Below are 19,518 nucleotides of genomic sequence, written 5' to 3'. Positions count from 1 at the left end.
CTCTTGTAACAAATCTGCCTCCACTTAAGACTCCGGAATCAGCACCTGCCGATTAATGGTAAAAATACACACACCAGGTCATCCATATTATGGATGACCTGGTGTGCCAAATTATTCCTTATAGCTTTATTACTTCTTAATATAAGAGGTAGTGTTTTCTTACTTTATTGAATTCTTTCAGTCCATCTTCCCATTGGTCCTTCATGTCTTCTACGGACTCTCCATTTTCAATAGCTTCACGGACCCATCCGTTTCCAATAAGATAATCGAAGAAGGAGACGCCTGCTGAGTTTTCCGCACGGAATTGGAAGTCTTCCGGATACATATCATGAATCGTCTTCACAAGATATACGCCCGTCTCTACCGCGTTGAATTCTTCACGATCGATCACATGGATCTGCACGCCATGCGTCAACTCCCCTGCATGCTTCGAGAAGGATGGTGTAAAGGATGCTGCTCTGAACCTTACCCCTGGCAGGTTGTAGGCGTTCATCTCTGCAGCTAAATCCGTACTATTGATGAAAGGAGCACCAATCAATTCGAACGGTCGTGTGGTGCCGCGCCCTTCAGAAACATTCGTCCCTTCGATCAGCGCCGCTCCCGGATAAACGAAAGCTGTATCCACAGTCGGCATATTCGGTGAAGGAGCGACAAATTCAAGTCCTGTTTCATCATAGTCCATGCTCCGCTTCCATCCTTGCATTTCCACAACCGTCAAATCTGCGCCAATATCAAACTCGTTATTGAATAACTTCGCAAGCTCCCCGACCGTCATGCCATGGCGAAGCGGAATCGGATAGTTTCCGACGAAGGACTTGTAATCTTCATCCAATACCGGACCCTCCACTTTTTCTCCACCCAGCGGGTTCGGACGATCAAGCACGATGAATGGAATATCATTTTCCTGAGCTGCTTCCATCGCATAAGCCATCGTGTAAATGTACGTGTAAAAACGTGTCCCTACATCCTGGATATCAAACAGGAGCACATCAATGTCTTCTAACATTTCCGGAGTCGGCTTGCGCGTCTTTCCGTAGAGACTGTACACAGGAAGTCCTGTCTCTTCATCTGTGTAAAACTCCACATATTCACCAGCCTGAGCACTGCCTCTGACACCATGCTCCGGTCCGTACAAAGCCGTTAGATTTACATCTTCATCATTGTGAAGCAGGTCTACGATACTGTTCAAATTTTGATCAACACCGGTAGGATTTGTAATCAACCCTACATTCTTGCCTTCAATCAAATCTTTTTCTTCATCTAAGAGGACTTCCACTCCAAGCTTGAAAGACTCTGTTTTTTTATCGTGCCCTTTGTGTTTCCCAGGATTGCCGTTATGATCTGCGAAAACAACGGAGAATGTCGACCATGTCATCATCAATACCAAGGCAAGCATCAACCACTTTTTCAAAATAAACCTCTCCCTTTTGATTATATTGAAGAAGGGCGTGAAGCCCCTCTTCCTAAAAAGTCATGTACTAGTAACTCAACCCCGTACCATATTCAAACAAAGTGCCTCCATCAGCTCCTGGAATCGTCACAGGGAGCTGTCCAGTCGGGTTGTTTGCACCGAAAATGGTAGCAGCCGTTGCTTCAAAGCTTGCATCTCTGAATCCGTACTGAGCGATATAAGCATCCACTCCTGGATAAGCCATGACGTCATAAGGGTTTCGAATGCCGACTCCGATTACTTCTGCATTCGTATTTGCCATCACATCCTGCATGAGCTGCATTTGAGGATGAGTGGCTGAACGCGTGTACACATTGTACGTGTACGTACCGAAGATAACCTTGTCTGCTTCTGCCACCGTTTGCTTTTGCTCAGCTGTTAATTCACGTTCCCCTGTTTTGATTAAGGTCGTATTTGAATGATGAGCAGATACAGCCTTTTCAAGATCACCAATAAAGGAGTTTCCAATCACCACGATCTGCTTATCACCCGATGCGTCTGCAGGCAGAACCCCATCATTTTTCACTAGTGTAATGGAACGCTCCGCCGCCTCTTTTTCAACCGCTTTATGGGCTTCTGACCCGACGACTTCCTCCGCTTCTGTAATTTTCTCATCAATCGGCTGAGGCGTTTCTTCTTTAATGATGCCTCGATTCAACTTCAATGTAAGGATTCGTTCAACAGAATCTTCAATCGTAGCCATCGGGATTTCGCCAGACTCGACAGCTTCATAGACACCTGAAGCCACTTCTTCGAGACCTACAGGCATAAGCGCAATATCTGTCCCGGCATTGATTGCACGAATAACAGCATCCACCGGTCCGAAATGGTCAGCGATTGCTTTCATATTCAAAGCATCAGTAACGACGACTCCTTCGTAATTCATCTCTTCACGCATCAAACCTGTCAGTACTTTTTTAGAAAGAGTGGCTGGAAGCGCAATTTCGGAACCATCCTTCTGAGAGATTACTTTCGTATCATCGATTTTCGGGAACGTAATATGCGCAGTCATGATCGCATCAATGCCCGCATCCATTGCTTGTTGGAAGGGATACAGTTCAACTTCCTTCAGCCGCTCAAGGTCATATGGGACTTCAGGAAGACCGAGGTGGGAATCTGTCGCTGTATCCCCATGGCCCGGAAAGTGTTTTGCCGTTGCGGCTACTCCATGTTGCTGCAGCCCTTTCGTATACGCCACGCCCATTTTCCCAACAAGTTCAGGATCTTCTCCGAAAGAACGAACACCGATCACAGGGTTGTCAGGATTATTGTTCACATCCATGACAGGGGCAAAGTTCATGTTGATACCAAGAGAGGAAAGTTCAGCCCCGATCACAGATCCTACATCTTCCGCGATTTCTTCCGAACGAGTAGCACCCAGAGCCATGTTTCCAGGCATGTCCGTTCCTGACTGAAGACGAGTCACAATCCCGCCTTCCTGGTCAATCGTCATAAGCAGTCCATATTTTTCAGAGGCTGCTTGATAATCAGAAACAAGCTTCGCTGTTTGTTCCGTTGTCACAACGTTTTCACGAAATAAAATGACACCACCCAGATGATATTCCTGTACCATTTCTTCGATTTCAGGAAGCATTTCCGTCACGTTTTCACCTTTCCATTTCCTGAAATCAGGCATGAGCATCTGGCCGACTTTTTCCTCCATTGTCATGTTGGAAAGAGCATGTTGGACGAGGTCGTAACGATCACCATCCTGCTTTTTGATGGTCGGTTTAAATTCCGGCTTCCCTTTTTTGGAGTGGTCCGGTTTAAAATCAAGGGCAATCCGATCTTTAAAATCACCGTTCGATACCGTCACCCATGTACGTCCAGGTTTTCCTGTAAAGGTGACTGTACCGTCATCCTCCACAGTGGCAACGTTCGAATTCTTCGATTTCCAAACGAGTCCTTCCTCCACTTTTGTAAAATGTCCGTCTTCATACACATTCAGTGCGGAAAGAGTAAACTCATCCCCTTCCATCGTTAGATCTGCCTGTGGTACGTTCTCAAAGATGATTAAATCCGATAATCCTCCATCTTCAGCCGCTTCCACCTTTGTACCCATCAACCACGACGGCAGCATCATCCCAAGGGTCAGTGTAAAGATAAACATCCATTTCCCCGCCATTCTCATTCACCATTCCTCCTTGATTTATCTATTTGTAAAAGGTGCCTTTCTATCCAAAAAGACCCTTTCGCAAAACATTTTCTAAAAAGCAGTTCTTCTATAAAGTCGGTATAGGAGAAATATTGTTGTAAACGTTTACATTTTGTAATAAAAGCGTAACGGAAATAGATATAGTCGTCTATACCACTTAAGGCCCGAATCGTCCTTTTTCCCTTCGTTTTCCAAAGCTTTCCTACTATTCCAATCGACTCATTTTAAAATAATATGTCAACTTTTCTTAAAATTAATGTAAAAAAAGTACATAAAAAAGGTACCTGGATCAGGTACCTTTCTCTCTTAAGAAGCACTTCTCATTACGGCTTTTCTTTTTTCTACGGTGAATTTTGGGTATCTGAAAGCGATCGCTAAAAGTCCGGCTGCGGCTGTGAGTAAAGGATAAATGCAAAACGGAACAATCGCGACAGGAGAAATACCGGCCACACCTGCCACTGCTAAAATCTGTCCACCATAAGGAATGATTCCCTGAACGGAACTGGCAAAGATATCGAGGATACTTGCGGATCGGCGCCCTTCGATACCGTATTCATCAGAAATCTGCTTCGCCAGCGGGCCCGCTGTAATGATGGAAATCGTGTTGTTCGCAGTAGAAAAATTGACGGCCGTCACAATCCCTGCAATCCCAAGCTCCCCGCCACGGTTCGAGTTCACTTTCCGACTCACGGCTTGTAATAGAAACTCGATCCCTCCATTTGCACGGATCAATTCCACAAGACCGCCGAGCAAAATCGCTATCATTGCGAGCGTCTGCATATTCGTAAATCCATCCCCTACCAAAGTGACGAACTCCATTCCGGAAAACTTACCAAGCAGGAGGCCGACACCTCCGGCGAAAACAATGCCACCAATCAAAACATAAATGACATTCACTCCGGCAATCGCAAAGCCCAGCACGCCTAAGTAAGGTAAAATTTCTACAATGTTGTACGCATAGTTTTCATCCAGGCTTGCCGAGGCATCCGCTGTCATTACAGCAAAAATAACGGCCGTGATGATGGCTGCCGGTAAAACGATAAAGAAATTTGCTTTGAACTTCTCTTTCATTTCCGTGCCTTGCGTACGGACAGCTGCAATGGTCGTATCTGAAATAACGGAAAGGTTGTCCCCAAACATTGCACCACTGACAATGGCACCCATGACCAGGGCAAGGCCAATGTCCGTCTGTTCTGCCACGCCTACGCCGATAGGGGCGAGGGCAACCACCGTACCTGTTGAGGTCCCCATGGAAATCGAGATGAAGCAGCCGATGACAAACAAACCGACGACCATCCAGCCTCCAGGGAGATAAGTCAAGCCGAGATTGACGGTGGATTCAACTGCACCCATTCCGGATGCTACGGCAGCAAATGCGCCCGCCAGCAGGAAGATGACCACCATTAAAATGATGTTCGGGTGCCCTCCTCCTTTCGTCAACTGGGAAATTTTCGTTTGGAAATCCGTTTTCCGGTTCATGGCTAAGGCGAAGAGAATAGCTGCGAATAGGGCAACTAGAACGGGCATTTTATAAAAATCACCCGTGATGACCCCTGATCCGATGAAAAGTAAAATAAAGACCACAAATGGGATGAGTGCGAAAGCATTGCTGCTTGGTTTTGTCATGATTTGACCTCCTTTTTTATATATCTCATCAGAATAGTTGGTTTTATCCCGAGAAAAGTTCCTGATCCAAAAGAAGGAGGCCAACAAAAAAGAGCCTTCTTACATAAGAAGGCTCTTGAAACGTATCCGTTCATTCCTTCTTATCTCTCAAGTGATCATCACTTGCTGGACTTAGCACCGGCCAACCGATGTTGGTGGTTGCTGAAGCTTCACAGGACCAGTTCCTCAGCTTCTCTTGATAAGAAATATTCGATTGAGTTAATGGTAACTTTACAATAAAAAAGATCCGCTGACAAGAGATTTCCAGAAAAAGTGTTATCGATCGTAGCGCCCGATCATTTCCATCGCTTCTTCAGAAAGAGACGTGTCGATGGCATCATTGAAGTTAATATCTCCACTGATAGCACCGTTCGCATCATACATCTCGAACTGTTTCTTAATATCGTCAATAAACATTTCTCCGTTAGGGTCAAGCCCCGTCACACCGACTTTCTTCCAAACTTCTGCGTCCTTAAGCGCCGTATGTTTGGTCATGATATCAATCACTTCATCAAGACCTTCATCATGAAGGAACGCATCATTATAATCACGGACACCCTTCAGATAGGCAGCCATAAAACGGACAGAAACGTCGGTTTCTTTTTCGATGAAATCAGGGGATCCCAGCACCATCGCAATCTGTGCATCCGGAGCGAAATCTGTAGCGTCACCGAAACGAACGTGCAGGTTCTGTGCTTCTCCCTGAGTGATCAGTGGCTCGATCTGAAGAGCGGCATCAATCGATTTGTTCCCCATGGCCGCAAGCATGTTTCCAAAGTCAGACATGAGAACAAATTCGACATCGTCTTCTGTCAGACCGGCATGTTCAAGCATGCGCTGAAAAATATAATCATCCACAGCATTTCTCGATGAAACGGCAATCCGCTTTCCTTTCAAGTCGCTGTACTCTTTGATTTCATCCTGCAGATCTTCACGAATCACAAAACTGAAATAGGAGCTGCCATCGAAATAATGCCCTTTATCGGCAATGATCTTCACGTCAATCCCCTGGGCGATAGCATTGAAGAAGGAAGCCGTGGAAACACCACCGGCAATATCCACTTCCCCTGCTGCCAGAGCTGGAAGCATATCGTCACTATTGGCGAACGTTGTGAACTTGATATCAATGTTGTAATCGTCAAAGTACCCTTTTTCTTCAGCAATATAAAAGCCGGCCCCTGAAGCTGCTCCATCTTCAGCTATTACTACCGTCGCCTTCTTATCTAATGGAGCAAAATCACCGTCTGTGAGGCCACCGCTGCCTGTATCTCCCCCGTCATCACTGGAGGAACACCCGAACAGCACAAAGATAATCAACAAAAAAGAAAACAGATGACATACTTTTTTCATCATGGGATTCCAATCCCCTCTCTTCCTCTATTTACGCGAACGCTGTACTTCTTCCTGAAGATGATTCCAAATCTCCACAAAATGCTCCGCCATCAAAGGGTCCGCCCGTACCTGCTCCATATTTCTCGGGCGCGGCAGATCAATCCGCTTTTCATCGATAATCGTGCCGGGCTGCGAGCTCATTAACAAAATCCGGTCGCTAAGTAGGAGCGCTTCATCTATGCTATGGGTAATAAATAAGACCGTTTTCTTCGTTTCTGACCATATATTTAAAAGTTCTTCCTGCAATATGAATTTATTCTGCTCATCGAGCGCAGCAAAAGGTTCATCCATAAGAAGGATTTCCGGATCGTTCGCAAATGCTCTCGCAATGCTGACGCGCTGCTTCATCCCACCGGAAAGCTCTTTTGGATAGAGCTTGGCGAATTTCTCGAGCCCTACTTTATTCAAATAATAAGCGGTCCGCTCCTTGATTACATCTGCAGGCATGTGTCTCATCTTTAACCCGAAACTCACATTCCCTTCCACGGTCAACCATGGAATGACTCCTCTTTCCTGAAAAACCATCGACTGCAGCGGCCGTTCTTTTTTACTCTTTGCAATCGTGAAGGAGCCACCACTTGGTTTTTCTAACTCCGCCAGAATCCTTAACAGCGTCGTTTTCCCACAGCCGCTCGGCCCGACGAGACAGACAAATTCACCATCCGCAATATCAAGAGAAATCCCCTCTAAGGCCGTCACGCGGGTCTCTTTTTTATAAAAAACCTTTGTTAAATCCTGAATCGATATTTTAGCCTCCATCCCCTGTCGCTCCTTTCATCAGTTAGCGCCATGGCAGCAATTTGGCCTGCAGGCCCCGGAGAATGATCGAAAACAAATAGCCGAAGAACGAAATGAGCACAAGCCCTACAAACATTTCTTTCAACAAAAAGGCTTTATACGACGTCCAGATCAAATACCCGATCCCTGAATTGGCTCCCATCATTTCCGCTGCGACAATCGTAAGCAGCGCGATCGCCTGCCCCATCTGAATCCCTTCGAGCATGACCGGAAGCGAACCCGGCAATGCAATCTTGAAAAAGAACTGCTTCGAATCGGCCCCATAATTCTTTGCCACATCCAAATATATGCGGTCAATGTTTACAACGCCCGCTACTGTGTTTATGACGACAGGAAAAAACACACTCCCCGCAATCGTCACCACTTTGGAAACTTCACCGACACCGAATAAGATGATAATGATCGGCAGGAGCGCAAGGGTCGGGATCGGCATGAGTGCCATGATAAGAGGTGAAAGGAAATGGCGGATGGGTCCATAAAGTCCCATCAAAAGACCGATCACAATCGCCGGTATCACCCCAAGCAGGAACCCGGCAAAAATACGAAATAAAGAAATCCCGACATGATGGAACAGCTCCCCGCTCATCCCCATCGTCCAGAACGTCCCGACGATCTCTGTCGGAGGCGGAAAGAAACGGGCATCAATCAGTCCCGTTCGCGATAAAAACTCCCATAGCAATACAATGAAAATCGGCGAGGATATGGTCAGTATCTGCTTCAGACGGTGCTGCATCTGCCGCTTTTTCCACTCTTGTTTTTCCATTTGTAAAGGGTCTGTCACAGATTCCCTTTGATCATCTTTCATTCTCACCACCTCTACAGCTAATTTATGTGCGGGTGCCCAATTGTGTGAAAAATTAGGACCTTGCTTTACGATGTACATCGTATTACAATTTTTATAGAAATTAATGGAAAAGGAGTGTGAATATGGATAGGGAAATCATGAAAGGGAGCATAGACATTCTCATGCTCAATCTTGTCAACAAGCGGGATATGTACGGATATGAAATCGTCAAACACTTAAAAGAAGAAAGCAATCAATTGTACAACATGAGTGAAGGAACCCTTTACCCTGCTCTCAAGCGTTTGGAGAAAAAGGAGTGGATGACATCCTACTGGTCAGAAACTGACTATGGACGGAGGAAATATTACAGGATTACCGATGAAGGTCGTACGGTCCTCCTGCAAAAGCTTGAGGAATGGAAGAGTGTCAATGACCTCATCACCAAAACGACAGGGGAACTTCCATGAAGAAATTAGAAAAACATGTCAATCAGATCCTGAATCAGATGCAGAGTACTGACGACGAGCGGGATGAAATTAAAGAAGAATTATTGACACACCTAAAAGCTTCTAAGCAAGACTACATAAACAACGGGGAAACAGAGAAAAGAGCTGAAAGACTGGCAATCAACGATTTCGGTGCTCCTGGACTGATCGGAGATGGTTTACAGGAAACCCTCTACCCGTTTCAGCGTGGACTGCTTTATGGAATTGGAGTGGCTACTCTGCTATTAGGCGTGTTCATACACCTGATTATGACCTTTTCATTCGGGGATCCTGAACCAGTCTGGCTCTTCATTCAGCTCGTTTTTGGCAGTTTGGTCACACTAGTAGCGATGAACATCTCCTGGGTCGGAAAATATTTCTGGTCTGTCAATACTGTCGTCTTCCTTTCAGCATTATGGAACGGATTCAACCTTGTCATCATTACACAATTTTATTCACTTCAAGTCATCCTGTTCATGACCTACATTTTCACTCTTGTCCTCTTGTGTCTGATTTTTATCGTTCGTAATTCATACTTCGCTTCCTTAAAAACGAACAACGATCCCAAAGCAAAAACGGTAACGAAAATCAGTCATATCATGAATATTATTTTTGGTGTGATCATCAGCACAGCAGCGTTATTTATGGTCTGGGGAATGCTTGTTTTCACAGGCTTTACGTGGAGAGGTCTCCTTCCAATCGGTTTCATAGTTGCCTGGCTTGGTTTTTATAAGTTCCAGATGTATTTGATTGGAAAGCGTCCGGTTTTAGCGATTTTTACCGGTTTATTATTTATGGCCGCCGCAACCGTCTCTCCTTTCACCATTCTGTCAACATTTATGTAAAGGAGGATATTGGGATGGAAGAATTACTAAACAGTGTTGGCTGGCCTGTTCTTCTAGGTTTTGTGATGATCCATATCCTTCTGTTGTTATTCAAACGCAGAAAGGTTGTCCTGTTCATCAGCCAAGTGATGGCTGGAGCGGGGGCTCTCTTAATGGTTATAGGACTGATTGAGCACCTGCTCCTGGGTGTTTATGGTGCTATCGTTCTGCTCTCAGGGATAGTTTTCCACTTTATGACAAAAGATCAAATGGAAAGTAGGTGAATGGAGCATTGTCTTTAAAAAAGAAAAACTTACTCTTTATAAGTGGCGTGTTCATTCTATACTTATGTCTTTATTGGACAGGGACTTTTGCGGCTACTCCGACCGGCTACACAGGAATTGGCAAGGAACCTGCCCTCTCTCCAAACGACGAGGAACTGACCTTCACTTATTTTCAAAATGATCATGGCGCTCTTTACTCAGCACCAATAGAAGGCGGCATGGCTAAACTTCTATTAAAACCAGAAGAAGGTAAAGATGACTTGCAGCCTGCTTACTCTCCAGACGGCGAGTCATTGCTCTTTCTACGTGAATGGGAAGGCGAAGAGCACATGCACAAACAGCTGATGCTTTATAAAGATGGGGGTTTACGCCCTCTCCTTGGTGAGGAGGAATACGTCCCTTACGCTGCATTCGCTCCTGACGGCGAACACGTATATTTTGTGAAAAACAGCAAGTACACAGAAACATATAATAACCGGACCCAGCCCAACGGCTTTGACATCTACAAAATGAACCTGAATACAGAAGAAATTGAACAGATAACCAACATGAATACAGTCTCGATCTCTTCCCTGCAAATCATCGAAGGCGGAAAAAAACTGATGTACAGCAAAAGCTACGAAACATCCAGCATAAAAATACTCGACCTGGAATCCGGAAAGACTAAAACCATCCTTCCTGTGTCGTCGGATTATTCAAAAGCTCAAAGTCCAACGCTGTCTTCACCAACACGATCACCAGAAGGAAAAGTGATTGCCTTTGCGGATGTTGCATCAAAATCGAGCAACGGTACGTTTCAGTACGAAATTTTCACGATGGATACAAAGGGGGAAAACATTAAACAAATCACTAATTTCTCTGACTACGCCGGCCATCCACGTTTTTTCCAACATTCCAATCATCTGCTCGTAACGGTAGACCGTAACTTTGCCGGCAGGGAACCAGATTATGAGTATTGGGTTGTTGAAAGAGATGGCAGCAATAGAAAAGAAATTCATATTAATATCCCTGAAAAAGAAACAGAACCCCCGTCATAAAAGGAGTTCTGTTTCTTTTATTCTTCAATATTATGAAAAACATACCCTCTCAAGGAGAAGCTGTTTTTCTATGATGGGTCCACTTCGGTATAGTTACTCTGATCAGCAAATACCTCCAGTCCTTCAGGGACACGGATATAAAGCGCAGAGCCGTTCCAGTGCGAAACAATTGAATCCATCCACATCGTCCCTTCCTCTCTGTTAAACATGCGGAAAGGAAACTCAGAACCAAACATTTTATATTTCAGATCCTTTGTCTCTCCTGGATAAATTGTGAGGGTTGTCATGTCCATATGAACCGCCGGTGTGTACTTTTCTTCCACTTCGAACCCGTCAATCATCAACGGTGTCTGATAATAAGAAGCTTCTATAGTATCTGTAAGTCCATCCGTATGTTCGACAAAAATATTGATGCTGTTCACATCATTTGCCCCTACTTGAAGAATCAATTGTTCTTCATTAAAAGGAAACGACCATTCATGGATGAGCCATTTTTCCATTTCGTTTATCTTCCCTTGAAGAACGGCATCATAAAACGCCTGAGACGTTTGTTCTTCCTTTCGCTCGCTCTCCTTTCCTTGCAAATCCGTGTTACCAATAGGAAGCGCAAGGAAAACAACTGCTGACACCACTAACAGGCACGAATAACCGATCAGCATCCAGAGTCCTGCTCTACCTCTTCCAAAACTGAATCGGGAACTTTTATTAATGAGGAGAATCAAACCAATAATAACTGCCAACAATAGAAAAATTGGCAGGAACGCTTCAACAATCATCGTTTCACCTCCAGACGATTAGAAACGAGGACAGCCAGTGCGTAAAAAATGGTGGTCACAGCAATCGTTTTCAGAGTAAAAAGCCATGCCTGGTTTTCTTCAAAAATGAATTGAAAAAAATACTCCTCCACTTGAAAGCCGCCTCTGGATAACAAAATCATCAACCCTACCACAACGACAGGCAGAACGATGACAAGCATTTTGTTTAACTGAATGATCATGCCAGCCAAGTAGCCTAAGCTGCTGAACATAAAAACGATAAGAATGGTAGCAAATATTCCTTGCAGCCAAGTGCCCACATCCCCCATCCCTTGAATGAGAAGCATCTCTTCCCCCGGCAGGATGACATACGCAAGCAGTTTTAAAGCAAAACTGGAGAGCAAAGCCGTCAGCGCGCCGATGACACAAATCATAAACAAGAAAGCAATCGTAGACAGTGTACTCGTTTTCCTGTTTGTTACAAATGCGAAGTCATCTTCTCGATAAGCTTTCGTCGTTAACAGAAAGGCCGTTAGAAATCCCCAGAAAATCGTGAAGCCTACAATGATATCTGCAGTAAAATAGGTGATTTTAACATCGTATCCTGTTCTCCCGCTACCCATCTGTCCTGTTCCGTTCAGGGAAAATAATAAGCCGAGAAGCTGGATAACGACAAGAGATGTGAATACGCCTGTATAAGCCCTCCATTTATATCCGATCTGCCGCTTGACGATTTCAGACGTCTGCACTTCGATCAAAGACATCATCCACACTCCCCTTTCCATTTTGAGATTCAGTCAGGTAGATACATAGATCATTCGCTTTAACGGGGGAAACTTGAACCCCCGATTCCTTCAGGCGCTGATAGTCATCACCCGTAAGATCATTTTTGATCACGGCATAGCATGTATCAAAGGTCTGTTCTTTTTTCCACAGCATCTCTTTTTCTTTCAGAAATGAATCAACCGCATCCTTCTTTCCTGTGAGCCCCACTCCATACTCCTTCAATTCATCCATCGATATGTGCAGACTCAAAGCTCCCTCATGAATCACGAGTACTTCTTCAAGTAAATCTTCCATTTCCTCCAAATGGTGCGTCGATAATAGAATCGTTCTAGGATGCGCCAAATAATCCTTCAGTAACGCACGGTAAAAGTCTTTTCGTACCGCTGCATCCATCCCTGTCGTTGGTTCATCAAAGATGGTAAGCGGCGATCTTGACGCAAGACCTACGATCATATTGAACGTGCTTTCCTTCCCTTTGGATAGTTCATTGTGACGCTGTTTCGGTTCAAACTCGAAAAAATGGAACAAACGGAGGGCCAGTTCATGATCCCAATGATGATAAAAGCGTCTAGCCTCCTCAAGTATTTCTTTTAAGGTGAGCGCTGTAGGGAAATTCATAGCATCATCAATATAAATGGTATTCGCAGACACGAATAAATTGTTAAACGGCCTTCTGCCGAAAACTTCGATGACTCCTGACTTTTCCTTTAATAACCCCGCTAGGATTTTCAAAAGTGTCGTTTTCCCAGCTCCATTTCTGCCGATCACACCGACAATTTTATTCTCATCCACAGAAAAAGAAAGATCATTCAACGCACGCTTCCGATAGAATTGTTTGTTTACATCCTTACATTTAATGGCCTTCATCCTTGTTCCCCTTTCCAAGCATCCCTGACGAGCTTTAAGATGTGTTCCTCAGAAAGCTCCAGTCTTCCGGCTTCTGTGACGAGATCCTCGACTAATTTTTTCAGCGTCTGATTTTTACGCTTTTCGACAATAATCGCTTTAGCGTTGGTCGAGACAAATTTACCAAGTCCTCGTTTGTCATAGAGGACCCCTTCTTCTGCAAGCTTCGTCAGACCTTTGGCGGCTGTTGCCGGGTTGATGTTATATAAGTCGGCCAGTTTATATTGAGAATACACTTTTTCGTCTGCCTGGAAATTCCCATGCAGAATTTCGCTTTCCAGCCACTCAGCAATTTGAATATAGATTGGTTTTAAGCCATCGGTATCGAGAATCAATGAATCACCTTCTCTCTGAATGGGTGCATTAGTGTTGTAATGTAGTATATGTCTTTTTCTAACTTTTGACAAGGAAAAATTTATCTCGGACCTTGAAATTTCCTCCTCACTAAAGGACACTTAACAAGGAGGGTTGAAAGCGATTACATAATTAGGAGGTTGTTTAGGATGCTTCGAGGAATCACAAACTTTTTTGACCGGATGGTGCAGCGTTTCTTACCCGATGCGTTTTTGTTTGCCATCATTCTGACACTCGTCGTTTTTGGATTAGGGATTTTCTTCACAGGCAGCTCACCAGGACAGATGGTGCAATTTTGGGGAGATGGCTTCTGGAACCTGCTCGCATTTGCCATGCAGATGTCATTGATCGTTGTGACGGGATACATACTTGCAAATACCCCTTTAGTTAAAGCTGCTTTATCTAAAATAAGTACGCTTGCGAAAACTCCGGGACAGGCCATTGTATTAGTTACTTTCGTAGCTGGAGTCGCTTGTGTGATCAACTATGGTTTCGGCCTTGTAGCCGGAGCACTCCTTGCCGTTCATGTAGCGAGACGTGTACCGAATGTGGACTATCGTTTATTGATGGCCAGTGCTTACAGTGGATTCATCCTATGGCACGGAGGGTTTTCAGGATCCATTCCATTGACCATTGCAACAGAAGACCATTTTTTATCTGATTCAATAGGTTCCATCGCTATTACGGAGACATTGTTCAGCAGCATGAATATCTTCATCATTGTGACTTTACTTCTCTCACTTCCTCTACTTAACTTGTGGTTACTGAAATCCAGTGGAGACCTCAGTAAAAACAACCTGGACTTCTTAGAAAACGAAGATAAGGCGGAGCAGCAAATGGCCGCAACAACTGCCGACCTGACCCCAGCCGAAAGGATGGAAAACAGCAGGATCATCTCTTATTTAATTGGGGCGCTTGGCATGGCCTTCATCGTGTATCACTTTATTAGGAACGGGTTTGACCTCAATATTAATATTGTGAACTTTATCTTCTTATTCCTCGGAATCCTTTTTCACCAGACACCAAGAAGATTTCTGAACAGCGTAAATGATGGAGTGAAAAATGCCGGCGGAATCATCATTCAATTCCCTTTCTATGCAGGAATCATGGGCATGATGGTTGCTTCCGGTTTATCTGAACAGATGTCGAACTGGTTTGTGAGCATTTCAACGGAATTCACGTTTCCCGTGCTCGCCTTCATCAGTGCCGGCATCGTCAACTTCTTCGTTCCATCCGGTGGCGGACAGTGGGCCGTTCAGGCACCGATTATGATTCCAGCTGCCATGGATCTTGGCGTAAGCACAGCCAAAACGGCGATGGCTGTGGCCTGGGGGGATGCGTGGACGAACATGATCCAGCCATTCTGGGCATTGCCACTTTTAGCTATTGCCGGGTTGAAAGTTAAAGACATTATGGGCTTCTGTGTCATCATTCTGATTTGGAGCTTCATCCCAATCTCTATTGCCCTTTTATTTTTTAACTAAATATACACTGTCCCTTCCCTCCTTACAGAGGAAGGGATTATATTAGTCTCAGGAAAAAAATCAGTGGTTAGAAACGTTTATCAGGAATTAAAAAAGGGTCGCTGTCCAATTACTGGACAGCGGCCCTTTTGGGTTTAACCTGTTTTATTATTCTTATGATCTTGTTCACGTATCATTTGCTTAAGCTCATCAAGGTCATTCATAATCTTCGCCATATCTTTACTTTCTTCCTCCGCATGTTCAGATAGCTGCTGGGCATTGTTAACAATTTCACCAATAATCAGATTTAAAATGATAAAGGCAGAAATAACAATGAAGGACACGAAATAAACCCAGGACCATGTGATTTCAGCAAAAATCGGTCTAAAAACACCACTCGCCCAACTTTCCAGCGTAAACACTTGGAATAATGTCAAAGTACTAAGGCCGACGTTTCCAAAGTATTCAGGAGCGATATCTCCAAAAAAAGTGACTCCGATAATCGCATAAACATAAAAGATGATGGCCATTAGGATCATGACGGACCCGATGGCGGGAATCGCAAGGAACAAAGCGCTTGTCAACCTTCTCAAGGAAGGTACCACTGATATCGTCCTCAATACTCGGAGCACACGCAAAATTCGTAAAACACCAACGAAATGAGTGTTATAGAGCACGAGACTTCCAAATACGATAACAAAGTCGAAGATGTTCCAGCCATCTTTAAAAAAGTGACGGCGATAAACGACAAGCTTTAAAATAATTTCAACCGTAAAGATGGATAAAACTAAAATGTCTAGAAATATGAATAACGACTGATAGTTTTGATAAATGCTGTCATCCGTAGAGATCCCGATAATGACAGCATTGATCAAGATAACCGTTAATATAAAACGTGAAAAACTTTTATGTTCAATAAAATGGCGTAACTTGATTCTCTTCTCCCCACTTTCTTCCCAATATGACTCTCTCGTCTTTTATATAGGATTTACGCCCCGCCGTCAATCACCTTTATGCCCACTTTTGTACATCGACACACAGTTGCTGGTAGGCCTTTGATTCATCCATCATTTGTTTATCCGCATACACTTTCGACAACCACCTCAACGGCTCTGGTGTACTCGGCTTCAGCTCCATCTCCATTTGAAAACATTCGATAGATTTCTCAAGCTGATGAAATTCATAGTACAGTTCTCCGAGCTCCTGCATACAATCGAGGTCTTCGCAAATGTCGTTCATCCGCTCCACTTTTTTCATAAGGGAACTCTTATTCGGAAAAGACTTTAAAGATTCATGGACTTGGACAAGTTCCTGCGTTTGCAGAAGCCTTATAACAAAAGCGTCCAACAGGTCTTTCGATTGCCCCGGCTGTTCGTCTGTGATTCGTTTCATTAAAGGAAGAAGGTTCTCAGGATCCTCTGCAAACCGGTTCTTCTCTAGCAGGGCTTTCAACTGGTTGAATTGTACTTCATCGAGCTGCAGGTCTCGTTCTATATAGAGTTGTGCTGCTGCATGGATATTTTCATTGACTAGATAGTGTTGGAAAAGATCTTCAGTCACTGATTCAAAGGATGGAACAGCTTGAGCCATCTGCTCAAGTAAGAAGGTTCGGCTATCGTTATCGAAATACCTGGAGAATGAGGATCGACACAATTGATAGCTTTCAGAGGTCGGTTGGTTATAAAAATCAGCGAACAGATAAGAAGTCGCTTCAACCCAACGGTTTTCTTTTTCCAAGAGACGTTGGTGGTCTTCGAATGAGGCACACGTTTCCTTAAACAAAGGATCGCGTTCCATGAGTTCATGCGATTGTTCTAAGTGTTGATTGGCATGCTCTCGATAAGAAAGATCATTAGCCATTTCTTTTACGAACCGATTATTAGGCGCGAAGTCACGCATCACGCGGATGACCCGATAGGCACCGGACATGTTTCCTTCCCGACGGTATTGATAAAAAAGAGATTTTATATCTTGGAATAGTTGTTTTTTAGGAATGAATGATTCAAAAAAGGTGAGGATTTTCGCTTGTTCCTGCCTGGAATACGGTCGTGCAATGTTCTTTTTCAGCTGAGGATAGCTGATTTTTTGTAGGGGATGATTCATTTCTATCAGAGCATGTAAAAAAGGATGCGGAGATTCATATATTGTACCTTCCTTGAATGCACGGGCCACATAGGAATGGAGCTTAAGCCGCGTCGTCTTGACGGCTGTTAGATATTTTTGTTTATAAAAGAAAAGCATGTGACATTCAGATTGATCATTGAAGGTTTCAACGAGTTGCATTTGCTCGTAAAAGACAACCCGGGATGGAAGAAGCGCTACATCTTTCTTTTGCTGCTTGACGTGAATGGTCATTGGGTTCATTAACATCCGCCTCCTTCTTTCCTTCACTATACCACAACGAACGTCCGTGTTAAAAATATGCCTCCGGTTCTTCAGCTGTTCGGCTCCGGTCTTAAGTCTTTCCTGAAGCTAGCCTCGGTTGTAAAGAAGCATAACGACGCTTTTCTGCAGTCCTTAATGTCCCACTAATCTTTGTAAAGGTGTTGTCATAATCGTAAAAAACAAACCTTTCTCAAAAGTCTGTCAACCCTGGTAAACTAGTAAAATATAAGTGAACAGGATTTATATTCCAACATGGCTTCTATCATCGAATTTTAAAAATCCTTGAATGCATAGGAAAAAGGCTTCACCTTTGAATCTATTTCTCTTTTCTTTTAATTATATGGAAAGATCCTCCTCCTATATTACAAAAGTTCGATGGTACGATAGAGTCGTTCCAAAAAACAAAGGTTTCAAGGAGGAATTTTCAACATGATGAAAAAGTCATTGATTGTAACAGGAGCACTTGCTCTATCCTTACTAGCATCACCAGCTACTTCCCTTGCATCCACAGGTGAAGTACAGCAAAACGTACAAGTAGAAACAAAGACCATTCAAATAGATCGAGGTCAATTAAACAACTGGATCACTGAAAATGAAGAAGCTTTAAAGAATAACAACCTTCAACAGGTAGATTTCCAATCTTTCTTTGATCAGTTCGCGCAAAAATATCAACAAGTTCCAACCGAACAACCGAAGCAGGAAGAGCCAAAAGCAGAAGCACCTGTAAAAGAAGAACCTAAACAAGAAGCACCTGCTCCACAACCTGAAGCTGAACCAGCTCCAGCACCAGAGCAGCCTGCTGAAGAAGAAGTTCAAAAAGAAGAAAACACACAGGACGAAGCAACATCTGAAGTATCCGCTTTTGAAAAGCAAGTCGTTGAATTGACGAACCAGGAACGTGAAAAACAAGGACTCGCTCCACTGAAACTAGACACGGAGCTAAGTGCCGTAGCTAAAGACAAGTCACTTGATATGCAGCAAAACAACTATTTCTCTCACAACAGTCCGAACTACGGTTCCCCATTTGACATGATGAAGTCATATGGCATTGACTACCGTACAGCCGGCGAGAACATTGCTATGGGACAAACAACTCCAGAACAAGTTGTCCAGGGCTGGATGAACAGTCAAGGTCACCGTGAAAACATCATGAATCCTGACTTCACACACATCGGAGTAGGTCATGCAGAAGACGGGAACTACTGGACACAAATGTTCATCGGTAAGTAATAGAATATAGGGCAGTCGCCACCGGGATGGATCTCCCGGTGGCTTTTTTGTGCGACCCGACCTCTCTTTGGCGCGACCCGACCTCTCTTTGGCGCGACCCGACCTCTCTTTGGCGCGACTCGACCTCTCTTTGGCGCGACTCGACCTCTCTTTGGCGCGACTCGACCTCTCTTTGGCGCGACTCGACCTCTCTTTGGCGCGACTCGACCTCTCTTTGGCGCGACTCGACCTCTCTTTGGCGCGAAAGGCCATCCTCAAATCGGATGACCTTTCGCTTTCTTTGCTACAGAAAAGTTTGGCGAGGATGTTCATCTCACAGCAGCTTTGACATATCTATGATCTATAGAAACATAGGCGTTTTTCACAAATCTGTGAACGAATGACTTTTTTTCTTTTTTATTTGTCCAAAACCTATTGCAATTAGTCTGAATATTCCATAAAATCAATCATAATTTAACTATATCAAATCAGAAGGAAGTGTTCTTTTGAATACAAAAACGGTGAGTCATCTTTACAACGTCTGCCCCCTCTGCCACGGAACCGGGACTTATAAGGAATATGATGACAGCAAAGCAAACATGATCATGGACCACTACAGCCGCGTGAATCATGCCAGTGAAAAGACAGCATGGAAAATGGCGGTGGAAGAAACCAGTTACAGCACGGAATGCGGACGGTGCCATGGAAATGGTCATGTGCTGAACGATGAAGGCGAAGAAATGTACCAGGCCTTAAAACAGTTTGCTTAAACTAAGCTCCAAACCA

19 protein-coding genes and 1 riboswitch are annotated in these 19,518 nt (G+C 44.1%); of the genes, 7 read left to right on the top strand and 12 right to left on the bottom strand.

All coding sequences use genetic code 11. The features are described from left to right. Positions 1 to 136 precede the first annotated feature (136 nt). The 6 genes from GLW00_RS11290 to GLW00_RS11265 form a co-directional block, all read right to left on the bottom strand. On the bottom strand, positions 137 to 1,411 hold the full coding sequence (locus tag GLW00_RS11290; protein WP_160914120.1) for an exo-beta-N-acetylmuramidase NamZ family protein: 1,275 nt from the start codon (positions 1,409 to 1,411) through the stop codon (positions 137 to 139). A gap of 67 nt (positions 1,412 to 1,478) precedes the next feature. After that, on the bottom strand, positions 1,479 to 3,581 hold the full coding sequence (locus GLW00_RS11285; RefSeq protein ID WP_160914118.1) for a glycoside hydrolase family 3 protein: 2,103 nt from the start codon (positions 3,579 to 3,581) through the stop codon (positions 1,479 to 1,481). Positions 3,582 to 3,911: 330 nt separating this feature from the next. Continuing rightward, the gene (locus GLW00_RS11280; protein WP_237417495.1) at positions 3,912 to 5,315 is read right to left on the bottom strand and encodes a Na+/H+ antiporter NhaC family protein; all 1,404 of its coding nucleotides are present in this window, start codon (positions 5,313 to 5,315) and stop codon (positions 3,912 to 3,914) included. Between the two features lie 53 nt (positions 5,316 to 5,368). Further along, positions 5,369 to 5,476, bottom strand: a riboswitch (SAM riboswitch). A 70-nt stretch (positions 5,477 to 5,546) separates the two neighbouring features. Next, positions 5,547 to 6,620 carry an ABC transporter substrate-binding protein gene (locus tag GLW00_RS11275; protein ID WP_160914321.1) on the bottom strand — a complete coding sequence of 358 codons (1,074 nt, stop codon included), beginning with the start codon at positions 6,618 to 6,620 and terminating at the stop codon, positions 5,547 to 5,549. A 27-nt stretch (positions 6,621 to 6,647) separates the two neighbouring features. Continuing rightward, entirely contained in the window at positions 6,648 to 7,421 is a 774-nt protein-coding gene (locus tag GLW00_RS11270; protein ID WP_160914114.1) for an ABC transporter ATP-binding protein, read from the bottom strand. A gap of 22 nt (positions 7,422 to 7,443) precedes the next feature. Further along, positions 7,444 to 8,265, bottom strand: a complete 822-nt coding sequence (locus GLW00_RS11265) for an ABC transporter permease (RefSeq protein WP_160914113.1) — start codon at positions 8,263 to 8,265, stop codon at positions 7,444 to 7,446. Between the two features lie 122 nt (positions 8,266 to 8,387). Between GLW00_RS11265 and GLW00_RS11260 the strand changes: the two genes are divergently transcribed. From GLW00_RS11260 to GLW00_RS11245, 4 genes are read left to right on the top strand one after another with little or no spacing between them, the layout of a single operon-like run. Continuing rightward, positions 8,388 to 8,711, top strand: coding sequence for a PadR family transcriptional regulator (locus GLW00_RS11260; protein ID WP_160914111.1), 324 nt, complete (start codon positions 8,388 to 8,390; stop codon positions 8,709 to 8,711). Next, positions 8,708 to 9,574, top strand: a complete 867-nt coding sequence (locus GLW00_RS11255; protein WP_160914109.1) for a permease prefix domain 1-containing protein — start codon at positions 8,708 to 8,710, stop codon at positions 9,572 to 9,574. The genes GLW00_RS11260 and GLW00_RS11255 overlap by 4 nt, the downstream gene beginning before the upstream one ends. 14 nt (positions 9,575 to 9,588) lie before the next feature. Next, positions 9,589 to 9,837 carry a hypothetical protein gene (locus GLW00_RS11250; protein ID WP_160914107.1) on the top strand — a complete coding sequence of 83 codons (249 nt, stop codon included), beginning with the start codon at positions 9,589 to 9,591 and terminating at the stop codon, positions 9,835 to 9,837. 8 nt (positions 9,838 to 9,845) lie between these two features. Beyond that, the gene (locus GLW00_RS11245) at positions 9,846 to 10,874 is read left to right on the top strand and encodes a TolB-like translocation protein (protein WP_160914105.1); all 1,029 of its coding nucleotides are present in this window, start codon (positions 9,846 to 9,848) and stop codon (positions 10,872 to 10,874) included. Positions 10,875 to 10,942: 68 nt separating this feature from the next. Here the strand turns inward: GLW00_RS11245 and GLW00_RS11240 are convergent, their stop codons facing one another. From GLW00_RS11240 to GLW00_RS11225, 4 genes are read right to left on the bottom strand one after another with little or no spacing between them, the layout of a single operon-like run. Next, entirely contained in the window at positions 10,943 to 11,650 is a 708-nt protein-coding gene (locus tag GLW00_RS11240; RefSeq protein WP_160914104.1) for a hypothetical protein, read from the bottom strand. Further along, the gene (locus GLW00_RS11235) at positions 11,647 to 12,396 is read right to left on the bottom strand and encodes a hypothetical protein (RefSeq protein ID WP_160914102.1); all 750 of its coding nucleotides are present in this window, start codon (positions 12,394 to 12,396) and stop codon (positions 11,647 to 11,649) included. The genes GLW00_RS11240 and GLW00_RS11235 overlap by 4 nt, the downstream gene beginning before the upstream one ends. Next, on the bottom strand, positions 12,365 to 13,282 hold the full coding sequence (locus GLW00_RS11230) for an ATP-binding cassette domain-containing protein (RefSeq protein WP_160914100.1): 918 nt from the start codon (positions 13,280 to 13,282) through the stop codon (positions 12,365 to 12,367). Before GLW00_RS11230 ends, GLW00_RS11235 begins: the two co-directional genes overlap by 32 nt. Continuing rightward, positions 13,279 to 13,656: a GntR family transcriptional regulator gene (locus tag GLW00_RS11225; RefSeq protein ID WP_160914098.1), complete on the bottom strand. Its 378-nt coding sequence runs from the start codon at positions 13,654 to 13,656 to the stop codon at positions 13,279 to 13,281. The genes GLW00_RS11230 and GLW00_RS11225 overlap by 4 nt, the downstream gene beginning before the upstream one ends. A 168-nt stretch (positions 13,657 to 13,824) precedes the next feature. On the opposite strand from GLW00_RS11225, the gene GLW00_RS11220 reads away from it, so the two are divergent. Next, complete coding sequence (locus GLW00_RS11220) at positions 13,825 to 15,159, top strand: short-chain fatty acid transporter (RefSeq protein WP_160914096.1); 1,335 nt, start codon at positions 13,825 to 13,827, stop codon at positions 15,157 to 15,159. Between the two features lie 134 nt (positions 15,160 to 15,293). Here the strand turns inward: GLW00_RS11220 and GLW00_RS11215 are convergent, their stop codons facing one another. Further along, entirely contained in the window at positions 15,294 to 16,073 is a 780-nt protein-coding gene (locus GLW00_RS11215) for an ion transporter (protein ID WP_160914319.1), read from the bottom strand. Between the two features lie 76 nt (positions 16,074 to 16,149). Next, positions 16,150 to 17,502: a hypothetical protein gene (locus tag GLW00_RS11210; RefSeq protein ID WP_160914094.1), complete on the bottom strand. Its 1,353-nt coding sequence runs from the start codon at positions 17,500 to 17,502 to the stop codon at positions 16,150 to 16,152. A gap of 453 nt (positions 17,503 to 17,955) precedes the next feature. Here GLW00_RS11210 and GLW00_RS11205 point away from each other — a divergent pair, with 453 nt between their 5' ends. Both GLW00_RS11205 and GLW00_RS11200 read left to right on the top strand, forming a co-directional pair. Continuing rightward, positions 17,956 to 18,753, top strand: a complete 798-nt coding sequence (locus GLW00_RS11205) for a CAP domain-containing protein (RefSeq protein WP_160914317.1) — start codon at positions 17,956 to 17,958, stop codon at positions 18,751 to 18,753. Between the two features lie 485 nt (positions 18,754 to 19,238). Beyond that, a complete protein-coding gene (locus GLW00_RS11200) occupies positions 19,239 to 19,502 on the top strand; it encodes a hypothetical protein (RefSeq protein WP_160914093.1) in 264 nt (87 codons plus the stop codon). The last annotated feature ends 16 nt before the right edge of the window (positions 19,503 to 19,518 follow it).

Origin of the sequence: Halobacillus litoralis, assembly GCF_009856445.1 — a bacterium.
GTDB lineage: Bacteria > Bacillota > Bacilli > Bacillales > Halobacillaceae > Halobacillus > Halobacillus litoralis.
Note: the sequence above shows the minus strand (reverse complement) of the source record. Positions and strands in the feature narration are given on the sequence as shown.